Source organism: Roseofilum reptotaenium CS-1145, assembly GCF_028330985.1.
GTDB lineage: Bacteria > Cyanobacteriota > Cyanobacteriia > Cyanobacteriales > Desertifilaceae > Roseofilum > Roseofilum reptotaenium.
Window position 1 is genome coordinate 200,729 of the sequence record NZ_JAQMUE010000088.1, and the last position, 11,462, is coordinate 212,190.

The 11,462-nt window shown below is 45.5% G+C and carries 9 protein-coding genes; 5 read left to right on the plus strand and 4 right to left on the minus strand.

What is annotated here, in order from left to right; genetic code table 11:
• Positions 1–56 precede the first annotated feature (56 nt).
• The 3 genes from bchB to PN466_RS20420 all read right to left on the minus strand — a co-directional run bounded on the left by bchB (position 57) and on the right by PN466_RS20420 (position 3,611).
• Complete coding sequence (bchB, locus tag PN466_RS20410) at positions 57–1,583, minus strand: ferredoxin:protochlorophyllide reductase (ATP-dependent) subunit B (RefSeq protein ID WP_271943157.1); 1,527 nt, start codon at positions 1,581–1,583, stop codon at positions 57–59.
• Between the two features lie 396 nt (positions 1,584–1,979).
• The gene (locus tag PN466_RS20415) at positions 1,980–2,951 is read right to left on the minus strand and encodes a Uma2 family endonuclease (RefSeq protein WP_271943160.1); all 972 of its coding nucleotides are present in this window, start codon (positions 2,949–2,951) and stop codon (positions 1,980–1,982) included.
• Positions 2,952–3,128: 177 nt separating this feature from the next.
• Positions 3,129–3,611, minus strand: a complete 483-nt coding sequence (locus PN466_RS20420) for a hypothetical protein (protein WP_271943163.1) — start codon at positions 3,609–3,611, stop codon at positions 3,129–3,131.
• Between the two features lie 312 nt (positions 3,612–3,923).
• Between PN466_RS20420 and PN466_RS20425 the strand changes: the two genes are divergently transcribed.
• Genes PN466_RS20425 through PN466_RS20435 form a run of 3 tightly spaced genes read left to right on the plus strand, consistent with a single transcriptional unit; the run spans position 3,924 to position 7,393 of the window.
• Complete coding sequence (locus PN466_RS20425) at positions 3,924–5,426, plus strand: efflux RND transporter periplasmic adaptor subunit (RefSeq protein ID WP_271943166.1); 1,503 nt, start codon at positions 3,924–3,926, stop codon at positions 5,424–5,426.
• A 5-nt stretch (positions 5,427–5,431) separates the two neighbouring features.
• Entirely contained in the window at positions 5,432–6,649 is a 1,218-nt protein-coding gene (locus PN466_RS20430; protein WP_271943169.1) for an ABC transporter permease, read from the plus strand.
• A gap of 18 nt (positions 6,650–6,667) precedes the next feature.
• Positions 6,668–7,393, plus strand: a complete 726-nt coding sequence (locus tag PN466_RS20435; RefSeq protein WP_271943172.1) for an ABC transporter ATP-binding protein — start codon at positions 6,668–6,670, stop codon at positions 7,391–7,393.
• Positions 7,394–7,564: 171 nt separating this feature from the next.
• Here PN466_RS20435 and PN466_RS20440 read toward each other — a convergent pair whose 3' ends face one another.
• Positions 7,565–7,705: a hypothetical protein gene (locus PN466_RS20440; RefSeq protein WP_271943175.1), complete on the minus strand. Its 141-nt coding sequence runs from the start codon at positions 7,703–7,705 to the stop codon at positions 7,565–7,567.
• Between the two features lie 146 nt (positions 7,706–7,851).
• Between PN466_RS20440 and PN466_RS20445 the strand changes: the two genes are divergently transcribed.
• Entirely contained in the window at positions 7,852–8,817 is a 966-nt protein-coding gene (locus tag PN466_RS20445) for an SGNH/GDSL hydrolase family protein (protein WP_271943178.1), read from the plus strand.
• A 278-nt stretch (positions 8,818–9,095) separates the two neighbouring features.
• Positions 9,096–11,372, plus strand: coding sequence for an AAA family ATPase (locus tag PN466_RS20450; protein WP_271943180.1), 2,277 nt, complete (start codon positions 9,096–9,098; stop codon positions 11,370–11,372).
• The last annotated feature ends 90 nt before the right edge of the window (positions 11,373–11,462 follow it).

Consider the following 11,462-nt stretch of genomic DNA (forward strand, 5'->3'; position numbering starts at 1 on the left):
GACTATCGAGGGATAATCTTAGGAGGGGAATAATCCATTTCCCCCCTAATCTTTTATTATGCGCCCACTGCTTCTTTGGCAGCGTACATCACTTCAATCGTAATTTGATCTAAACCGCGATCGCGGGCAAATTTCTCCGTATTCCGTTTCACCTTACCGCGCACAAAGCCCGGAACCTTGTTCAGTTCAGCTTTTGCCTCTTTTGTCCAGTTGAGATCGGAATCGGCGGAAATCCCCTTGTGAATTACTTCTTTGGTATCATGACCGCCAAAGATTTCCAGCAAGTGGTCTTCCATCCCCAGCGTAAAGGAATTGTACACCAAATCGGCAATTTGATTCGTTCCTTCATAGCCCATAAACGGTTTATAGCCAATGGGAAAATTTTGAATATGAATCGGAGCCGCAATAACGCCACAGGGAATATTTAACCGTTTACCCACATGCCGCTCCATCTGTGTGCCAAAAATAGCCGCAGGTTCCACCCGCGCGATCGCATCCCCAATCTCCCCATTATCCTCGCTGATAATCACTTCATCACAATATTCACTCACCTGTTCCCGGAACCAATCTTGGTCATATTTGCAATAGGTTCCCGCCCAAACCACATGCACGCCCATTTCCCGTGCTAAAATTTTGGTCATCGCCGCAGCATGGGTATTATCGCCAAAGACGACCACTTTTTTACCGGTTAAATTCTGACAGTCGATGGAGCGAGAAAACCAAGCCGCTTGGGAAACATACAGGGTCTGATGTTCAATAAATTCTTCATAGTCCACATCAGCCCCTTGCTCGTTCAGAATTTGCTGTATTTTACGGATACAGCGAGCCGTTTCCACGACTCCCATGGGCGTAATATCCACATAAGGCATTCCAAACTCAGATTGTAGATACTCAGCCGTCATTAACCCCACTTCCCGATAGGGGGCTAAATTAAACCAAGCGCGAGTTAGATTCTTGAGGTTATGAACCGATGCACCTTCGGGAATTACTTCATTAACTTCAATTCCCAAGTCGGCCATCAGGCGCTTTAACTCCGTACAATCATGTTGGTTATGGAACCCAAGAGTCGTTAGCCCCAGGATATTCACTGAAGGTTTCTCCGTTTTGCCTTCCGGCAGCGTTCCCTGTTTTTTGGCTTTGTTGAGGTAAAATTGGACAACCTGCTGGAGAGTGCGATCGCTCGCTTGCAACTCATTTACCCGATAATGGTTCACATCCGCCAGCATCACATCCGCTTGTGCATCTAGCGTGGCGCGCTCTACAAAGTTCTCTAAATCTTCTTGCAGAATGCTAGAGGTACAAGTGGGAGTCAGCACAATCAAGTCAGGACGCTCCTCTTTGTCCTTACGAACAATATTATTCACCACTTTTTCCTGAGAGCCTCTGGCCAACACATGGCGATCGACTACACTAGCTGTGACTGGAGTATAGTCCCGCTCTCGCTCTAACATCGATCGCATCACGTTAAAATAGTCATCGCCAAGGGGAGCGTGCATAATGGCATGGACATTCTTAAACGAACTGGCAATACGAAGGGTGCCAATATGAGCCGGGCCAGCATACATCCAGTAAGCAAGCTTCATAGGTTATCTCCGTTGGGGTAGGATTTCGACTAAGATTAAGCGTAAAACTGAAGCGGTTAGGTTTAACGCTAATGCAATAATTCTTCAAGAACAATCGTAATTCTTGAATCTTCATTAAATCAGAGAACTTCAATAAGTAATTGTCGCTATTTCTTCACAAAATTTTATCTTGTCCCCTTCTCAATAAAGTTCGTACCATTGTATCTCGAAAGATATAGCGCTTTGTGCTAGGGAATAGGGAATAGGATTGTGGTACATGGCTTTGGGGATTGAATAGCGTACTCCATAACAGCACAAAGTGCTGTATAGCAAGCCTAAACCCGCTTCAGAGTCAATCAAACGGTGTAATCAGCATTATAGGGGTCAACAGCCGTTGACCCCTACAGGTACAAGATATTAGTTTTGAATTGACTGCACTTGTTCCACACTCAAATTAAGTGCTTCAGCCACTTGTTCTGCACTCAGTCCCATCGCTAATAAACGAGAAATCGCTCCCTGTTGAGCTTGTTTAGCTTGCTCGGCGCGAGACTCCGCTTCTTGCGCACGTTCTCGCTCAGTTTGAGCAACCGATTCAGCTTCCTGGGCGCGAGACTCCGCTTCCTGAGCCCGTTCCCGCTCAGTTTGGGCAACTGATTCGGCTTGCTCGGCGCGAGAATTTGCTTGTTCAGTCCGCATCTGTTCTAGGGCACTTTGTTCCCATCCCGTCAGTAACAAATTCCCTTCACTATCCCACCATCTCAACCAGAGTTGGTGCTGATTCTGATAGTTTCCTTGCCATAAGCCCAACTCTACTCCCAATCGCTCAATCGGATAATGTCCTCTCTCATTCGGACTCATTCGCTCGTAAGAGCCACAAATAAGGTTATACACCTCTAATTCTCCCGTTTGAATCACATAAATCCCATAATAGGGAATCCGGATAATATTCTCATACACCCAAAATTTTCCCGGTCGTTTTTTCTCCTCTAAATTCTGTTGGGATAAAGCCGTTGTGTCTCTTTCCTCGTTTCCATTTCCACTCGCCAATTCCAGAGCAATAAGTGGGGCGATTAATTCCCGCCAGAGAACATAAGAACGACGATATTGTCCATCGATATCTGGAGGAACATTGGGCACATAAAACCAATCTGGCGCTTCTGCACCATCTTGGGGCGGTTGCGTTTCTCGCCAATAAATGCCACTATCTTGACCGATCGCATATTGCCCATCTGGATGTTGCTGTTCTAAAATCGGCCCAATAGAGTCAGTCAGTAGAATACTCTGGGGATGCTCCTGAAAGTTTTTCACAAATGTACCATCCTCCTCTGGCAGTTGCGTATGGTCCGGGAAAGGAGGCGGTAAGATAATTTTTCCCGTACTTTGAGTCATGAAACAATCCTCCTTTGCACTTCGGCTGGGTCGCTTCTCTTTATTCTAGGCCGTAGGCTTCTGCACAAAGCTTTAATTTTCAAAAATTGCCTAGAAAGATGTTGAATCGAAAATTTCTTTCTAACTCGCTCTGTGCATTCTCAGGTTCAACGGTTGTTGCACTCTACAAGTACAGAATTAATGATTAATCATTTCTGTATCCTGGATCAATTGGCCTTGAAAGACAAAATCGTCATGATTGTTGCTACTCAAAACCACAGTAACTTCATGATTGCCGGGGGGGAGTTCCTTTAGATAGTACCACGATCCGTAAATTCGGGTTATTTTTTCTCCATTAATGAATAAATGGGCGTGACCTACTCCGGGTTGGTGAGGTTGATTAACATGATGGGGAGCAAATTGGAAATTATCCACTTGAATTTCTAGATTCCAACCCGCTTTTGGATCTGGATGAACAATCAAATTTACCTGGGGAATGGGTTGTCCTGGAGTAATTTCGATCTGTCCATGGGAATGACCTCCTTGATGATGGTGTTCACCCTCTGATCGATGATGATGTTCACCGTCTGAACCTTGAGCGAAGGATTGAGTAATCCCAATTGTAAATATAGATAAAGCGGCGGTTAGAGATACTCCCTGAAACAGTAGATTTCGGTTCATCTGGACGATCAAAAAAACAACATAAACTTGATAGCGTTCGGATTATACCATATACAACGATTCTCTCTTTTGTGGCATACCGCTTCAAGGCTTAGACCTTAACTCCTACAAGCTCTAGGTTAGAAAAATGGGTGAATTCTCCATCACGGAGTTGGGAAATCCCCCACGATCCAGTTCGGAAAATGTCTGAGTCATTTGCCCACAGGAGGGGAAACCAGTCTACCCTAAAAGTATGGGTTAATGCCTATTCAACCCTAACCTAATTCAATTGACAGAACTCACTTGTCCTGATTCTTAAGGAATATTCAAATCATGCAATTGCCACTTATCCACCCCAAACTGGAAAAGCCGCTCCCTTGGCTGTTGGGACTGGTGGCTGTTTCGGCAGTTAGCGCAACTGGGATTGTCTATCTCAGCACTGATCGTTCTATGACTCAAGCGGAGGCGATCGCCTCCTTAACCATTCCTGCTGAAGCGGCTACGCTCACCATTCGCATTAATGCCAGTGGTGTAGTGCAACCGATTCGGCGCGTTAATGTCAGTCCCAAAGTGCAAGGGAGATTAGCCGAACTCTATGTGGAACAAGGCGATCGCGTGGAACAAGGACAACCCATCGCCCGCATGGAAAGAGCGGAACTCGAAGCCCAACTGCGACAAGCTCAAGCGAGATTAACCCGCACCCAAGCAGAACTCGATAAGGCGATCGCTGGAAACCGTTCGGAAGATATTGCTGAAGCTCAAGCCCGACTCAGACGCACCCAAGCCACGTTAGCGGAACTGCAAGCAGGGAGCCGTTCGGAAGACATTGCCGAAGCTCAAGCCTCCCTCAACCGTGCCCAAGCTCTGGTCGCTGAAGCCGAATCTCGTTTAGACTTAGCCCAAGAACGAGCGGACCGAAATCAACGCCTTGCTGATGAGGGAGCCATTTCTAGGGATGAACTGGATCAACGACTGGACGATCGCCGTCGCGCCCAAGCTTATCTAGAGCAAACCCAAGCCGGGGCGATCGAAGCCCAGCGCCGTCTGGAGCGCCTGCAAAATGGTTCTAGAGTTGAAGACATTGCTGAAGCCAAAGCCACCGTCGCCGAATCCCAAGCTGCCCTAGACCGCCTAATCAATGGTACTCGCCCTGAAGATATTGCCCAAGCCCAGGCACAACTGGCTGAAGGAAAAGCCAATCTGCAATACTATCAAGTGCAACTTGAAGATACGGAAGTTAAAGCACCGTTTTCTGGGTTAATTGTGCAGAAATATGCCGAACCGGGAGCCTTTGTTACTCCAGTCACCGCAGCATCTTCAGCGGACTCAGCGACCTCAACCTCTATTGTTGCTTTAGCTCAAGGGTTGGAAGTTTTAGCCAAAGTACCAGAAGCTGACATTAGTCAAATCTACCCCAATCAAAAAGTAGAAATTATTGCCGATGCCTATCCTGATCGCACCTTTGAAGGTCGCGTTCATCTGATTGCCCCGGAAGCTATTAAAGAACGGGATGTCACCCTATTTCAAGTGCGCGTAGAAATTGAAACGGGATTAGAGTTGCTCCAGTCGGGGATGAATGTGGATTTATCTTTTGTCGGCGATGAACTCACCAATGCCTTAGTCGTTCCCACCGTGGCTATTATTACGAATCAGGGAGAAACTGGGGTGTTAGTACCTGGGGATGGCGATCTTCCCCAATTTCAACCCGTAACTATTGGCCCCTTGTTAGGCAATCAGATCCAAATTTTAGAGGGTATTGAACCCGGTCAACCCGTGTTTGTGGAATTACCCGATGGCAAAACCCTGAATGAAATTATTAATCGAGAGATCAAGTAGAGATTATGGATATCCTAGAGAGCATCAAAATTGCGGGTAAAACCCTCCTCGGGAATAAAATGCGAAGCACCCTAACCATGCTGGGCATTATTATTGGTAACTCGTCTGTTATTGCCATGATTGGCATTGGTGAAGGAACCCAAAACTATGTCACCAACCAAGTCGGTTCTTTAGGCCCCAATGTTTTATTTGTCATACCTGGAAATCCCAATGCTCAGAGACAGAGTATTGTAGCGCCGCAAACCTTAGTCCTAGAGGATGCGGAGGCGATCGCCGAACAAGTCCCCTCAGTCGAAGCAGTTGCTCCCAGGTTAAGCGTGAGGGAAACGATTAGTTACCAAGGAAATAATGTGGCCATTTCCATTACCGGAACGACCCCAGAATTCCTTACGGTACGCAGCTTAGAGATAGCCAACGGTCGCTTTTTGAATGAATTAGATATCAAGCGTCGAGAAACGGTGGTTGCCATTGGCTCGGAGTTAGCGACCAGCTTATTTGGAAATCGCAATCCAGTTGGAGAAACCATACGCTTAAAATCGATTAGTTTTCGCATTATTGGCGTGATGCAACCCAAGGGTTCATCCTTTGGCGATAACATGGATATGGCAGCCTATATTCCCCTCTCAACCCTGACGAACCGCATTAGCGGGAATACTTCCCCCTATGGGACGCAGGTGGGTTCAATTTCTATTTCCATTGAGACCGAAGATCGCATGAATGCGGCCAAGTTCCAGATTGAAAACTTGCTCAGGTTCCGGCATAACATTACCGATGAAGATGATTTTACGGTGCGCTCCCAGAAGGAATTAATGAATATTTTAGGCAGTATTACCGGAGCTTTAACTATCCTACTGGCGGCAATTTCTGGTATCTCCTTGCTGGTGGGTGGCATTGGCATTATGAATATTATGCTGGTGTCTGTGACCGAACGAACTCAAGAAATCGGGTTAAGAAAGGCGATTGGAGCATCAGAGCAAGATATTTTAATTCAGTTTATGATCGAAGCTATTATTTTATCGGTTATGGGCGGATTAATTGGCACGGGATTGGGGATTAGTGGCATTTGGGTCATTAGTAGCTTAACTGCTTTAGACGCAGAAGTTTCCCTACTTGCTATTGCCACAGCCGTGGGTGTTTCCGGAACCATTGGCTTGTTTTTTGGTGTGTTTCCCGCCCGACAAGCGGCTAAACTTGATCCTATTGTTGCCTTGCGTAGTGCTTAAATAGAGAAAATAAAATCCATGAATCAGGAATTAGAAAAAAAAGATATTATTCGCTTAGAACAGATCTCAAAAGTCTATAAAATGGGCGATGTGGAAGTTCAGGCGATCGCTGATGTGAGTTTGACGATTAAATCGGGGGAATATTGCTCAATTATGGGGCCTTCCGGCTCTGGAAAATCCACCGCCATGAATATTATTGGCTGTTTAGACCGTCCCACTACAGGACACTATTATCTAGATGGTACAGATGTGGCTCAGTTGCCCAAACAGGAACTAGCTAGCATTCGCAATCAAAAACTGGGGTTTGTATTTCAGCAATTTCATTTATTAGCCCAATTAACAGCCCTAGAAAATGTGATGTTGCCCATGGTTTATGCTGGAATTAAAGGGCGCGAACGTCAAGAACGAGCAGCAGAAGCCTTAAAGCAAGTGGGTTTAGAAAATCGGATGAAAAATAAACCCAATCAACTCTCTGGGGGACAACAGCAACGGGTGGCGATCGCTAGAGCTATTGTCAATCGTCCCGTTGTCTTGCTTGCAGACGAACCAACGGGTGCATTAGACACTAAAACGACTGAAGAAGTGATGAATATTTTTACCCAACTTAACCGCAATGGCATGACGGTTGTGATGGTTACCCACGAACCGGATGTGGCTCGACTCACCAACCGCGTTATTTGGTTTAGGGATGGTGAAGTGGTTCAGTCTAATTTTAATTTAGAAGAGCTGCACGCAAACATTTAAGGATTTGATCGGTTAACTGGAATTGTTTGAGAACAGAACTGAGGCTAAAGTTACTGTACGGCATAAAAGAAGCCCTATAAGATAAATTAAAACCCGCCTCTAGTCCTTGTTGAGAACGATCGCTGCGGGTTCAGAGATACTCAGATACAACGTCTAGGGGGCACAGTTCAATTAGCCCAAAGCATAGGCTGATTGTAGTCCCCACCAAATTAAAAGGGCAATCCCACCTAACACAACAATAGACGAGAGGGCGATCGCCGCAGGGCTATCAGCTCCTTTGAATTTCATGATGCCGCGATTTAAGTCAGACATGACGATTAGCCTCCATCAGAACAAGGGTAAACGGTTTAACAAACTGACCCAGCCCTAGGGTAACGGTTCCTAGCTTGAGTGTCCATCACCCAATAGGGCGATCGAGTAGGATAGAAAAAGTCAAATCAGGCAGAGACTCCGAATTCATGGGCCAGATTAAAATTCTATTATTGATTGGCGCGATCGCTCTAGGCCTTTTTACTTTCTTAGAAGTTGCCCTACGCGCTCTCTTCGGTTTGGGGAAACCCTTAATTTACAAAGTCGATCCAGAGATTGGCTATTTACTCGCTCCTTCCCAAACTACGCGCCGGTTTGGAAATCGGATTACCATTAATCAATATTCGATGCGCAGTCCTGAGATTAGCGAGCAACCAGAACCGGGTACTCAACGGATATTACTGCTGGGAGATTCCATTGCCAATGGCGGATGGTGGACAGATCAAGAGCAAATTCTCTCGAACCTGATTGGCAATAAACTGAAGGAAGAGAGCAGTAAACCCGTGGAAGTGCTGAATATTTCTGCCAATTCCTGGTGTCCGCGCAATGAGATTGCCTATTTACGGCAATATGGAACATTTGGGGCAGAAGCGATTATTCTGTTAATTAATACTGACGATCTATTTGGCACTGCACCGACTTCCATCCCCGTAGGGCGCGATCGCTTTTATCCTAATCAATATCCTCCCCTCGCTATCGTCGAAGCCTTTACCCGCTTCGTTTTGCCCTATGAGTCTCCCCCAGAAATGGCACAAGTTCGAGCCGAAAAAGGCGATCGCGTGGGCTTTAATTTACAAGCCATTCAGGACATTCACAGCTACGCCCAAGAAAATCAGGCCCAAGTCCTCCTAGCCATGACTCCCCTCAAGCGCGAACTCGGAGAACCCGGCCCTAGAGACTATGAACTCAAAGCCAGGAAACGCCTTTCAGCCCTCACCGAAGAGCAACAAATCCCCTATATTGACTTTTTACCTATTTTTAACGCTCAAGAGAACCTAGATAGCCTTTATCGAGACCACATCCACCTCAATTACCTTAGCAACCAATTAGTTACACAAAGCCTATCGGATCGATTAAAAAGTATGGGGGTAATGGGTAATATCAAGTCCCCTTAATCAACCCTAATTAAGAAGAGAGCAAATCATCCGTAGTGGACTGTTTCACCTAAAATAGGGCTTTGTTTGTAGTAAGCACGAAGAGTGCTTAAAAGCCTAGCTGGAGATTGCTCAAGCCCTCACTACAAACAAAATCTATTGCACCATTTTAGATGAAACGATCCCGTAGGGTGCGTTAGTGGAAGCCTAACGTACCGAGCAATCTAGCAGTAACTTTGCAGTAACATAGACGTGGAGATAGAAGCCGGGTTTCTTAGAACATCGCGGGGGCAAGCCATATGACGATAACTTGGGAAGAATTTATCAAAGAGATCTCTGGCAAGCGCGGGTTATCTCCCGATCAAGAAAAGACTTTACTGGCACGACTTCCAAGCGAAGATCAATGTTTAGCTGAGGAAATAGTAGCGAATGAACTCAACATTACTCTGAAAACAGTTAAGAAGAGAATGAGTAAAGTTCATAAGAAATTCAAAGATGTCTTGGACGATTATGATTGTTTCATCTCTTCAAGTTTAAAGAAAACTATCGTATTGCATGATTTTCTGAAAAAAGAATATCGTCAAAGATGCAGTTCTGTCATTCCAGATCGTTCCACAATTCCGTATTCAGACGAATTTGAAGGACTGATTCAAGAGAAAATTAAAGATTTTTGCGGTCGTGAATTTGTGTTTCAGGAATTCGATCGGTTTATTCAAGATAATCCTGAAGGATATTTCACCGTCGTTGGGAATCAAGGTATGGGAAAAACAGCCCTGGCAGCCAAGTTAGTCTCCGAGCGTCAATATCCCCATTATTTTAATATTTTAAATGACAACAGAAACACTCCAGAATCCTTTCGGAAAAGTATGACAAAGGATTTGATTGAGCGTTATAAACTGATCGATGCATGGGGATACGATTTACAAGGATTGCTAGAAGAAAAAGTCAGGCAAAAACTGCACCCAGGAGAGAAACTCATTTTAGTTATTGATGCCTTGGATGAAGTTAATCAAGAACTAGGTAACAACCTTTTATCTTTACCCATGAGGCTACCAAAGCAGGTTTATATTTTCTTGACTAGGGGACCCTATAATCGAAAAACTAAGCGATTGAATATTGATCCTAGTGTTCCCTATTTTGAGTTGGACTTGAGGGAAGAGGAGTATATGCAGCTCAGTGAGAGGGATATTAAAGCCTATATTCATTTATGGTTGCAAGACCCACAGTATCAGGAGGGTTTGCAGCATTGGATAGAGGAGCGTAACCTTACAACAGAAGATTTTGTGGTGCAGATAGCAGAGAAAAGTGAAAATAATTTTATGTATCTGCACTATCTGTTACCAGCTCTTGCCAACGGCCAATATAAAGATTTGCAGTTAGCCCAGTTACCCAATGGCTTAGAGGACTATTATCAAACCCATTGGGTGTGGATGGGGATGGAGTCGGAAGTAAAGCAGTTGATGGCGATTATTCTCTTTATTTTGAAGGAAGTGGGGACTCCCATTTCCAGTGAAATGATTGCCGAAATTGCCGAGCAAGATCGGGCAGAAGTGGACAGGGTTTTGAGCTGTTGGATGGAATATTTAAAGATGGCTCATCTAGATGGGGAATGTTGCTATCGTATCGATCGTGCCAGTTTCTTGAATTTTTTGCAGAAGAAGACAGCGTTAAAACAAAATCGCCAGCTTTTTCAGGATGTGAATCGACGCATTATTGATTACCTGGAAGAGGGAACTATGATACAAATGACCATCGCCGAGAAACTGGCCGCCAAATCCCCTTCCTTTCAACGGGTGTATCTGGGGAGACTACCCTATCGATATGCCCAGACTGAGCAGTGGGAAAAGTATCGCCAACTGCTAACCAACTTTGAGTTTATCGAAGCGAAGATTAACCATCCAGAATTTGGTGTGCAGGCGCTGATTGAAGATTATGACTTAATCGATGCAGAGGCAGAAAAGGCCAAAGTGCTGAAATTGGTGCAAGGAGCGCTGCGGATGTCTGCCCATGTGTTGCAGGAGGATCGCAGCCAACTGGTGGGGCAACTCCTGGGACGGATGCTGGGATTCAAGCATCCAGAGATTCAACAGTTGCTGGCCCAGGCTAACCAGAGTCAAACCCCTGGTCTGCGTCCTTTGACTCCTAGTTTAAAGCCTCCAGGGGGAGCGCTCGTCTGCATCTTGGAAGGTCATAGCGACTCGGTTAATGCTGTAGCACTAACTCCGGATGGGCAGCGAGCAATTTCTGGTTCAAACGATAAGACCTTGAAAGTGTGGAATCTAAAGACTAGGGAGCTAGAGCAGACTCTCACAGGTCATCAAGGCTCAGTTAGAGCTGTAGCTGTAACTCCGGATGGGGAGCGAGCGATTTCTGGTTCAGATGACGAAACCCTAAAAGTATGGAATCTGAAGATGGGGGAATTAGAGCAGACTCTCACAGGTCATCAAGGCTGGGTTAGTGCTGTAGTCGTAACTCTAGATGGGGAACGAGCGATTTCTGGTTCAGGGTGCACCATAAAGGTATGGGTGCGATTCGTTCAGCCCAAAAGGAAAGGGATAAAAAAAACCAAAACGTAGGGCTGATAGGGGTCACAAGCCCTTATAACTGAGAAATTGTTCTCAATCGGTGAGAGCGTCTGGACTCCACTTCCTATCCAATAAAGGAAG

Coding starts and splice junctions, on each gene's coding strand:
- PN466_RS20445 (WP_271943178.1), top strand. CDS start 7,852: ATGGGCCAGATTAAAATTCTATTATTGATTGGCGCGATCGCTCTAGGC.
- PN466_RS20430 (WP_271943169.1), top strand. CDS start 5,432: ATGGATATCCTAGAGAGCATCAAAATTGCGGGTAAAACCCTCCTCGGG.
- PN466_RS20435 (WP_271943172.1), top strand. CDS start 6,668: ATGAATCAGGAATTAGAAAAAAAAGATATTATTCGCTTAGAACAGATC.
- PN466_RS20425 (WP_271943166.1), top strand. CDS start 3,924: ATGCAATTGCCACTTATCCACCCCAAACTGGAAAAGCCGCTCCCTTGG.
- PN466_RS20415 (WP_271943160.1), bottom strand. CDS start 2,951: ATGACTCAAAGTACGGGAAAAATTATCTTACCGCCTCCTTTCCCGGAC.
- bchB (WP_271943157.1), bottom strand. CDS start 1,583: ATGAAGCTTGCTTACTGGATGTATGCTGGCCCGGCTCATATTGGCACC.
- PN466_RS20450 (WP_271943180.1), top strand. CDS start 9,096: ATGACGATAACTTGGGAAGAATTTATCAAAGAGATCTCTGGCAAGCGC.
- PN466_RS20440 (WP_271943175.1), bottom strand. CDS start 7,705: ATGTCTGACTTAAATCGCGGCATCATGAAATTCAAAGGAGCTGATAGC.
- PN466_RS20420 (WP_271943163.1), bottom strand. CDS start 3,611: ATGAACCGAAATCTACTGTTTCAGGGAGTATCTCTAACCGCCGCTTTA.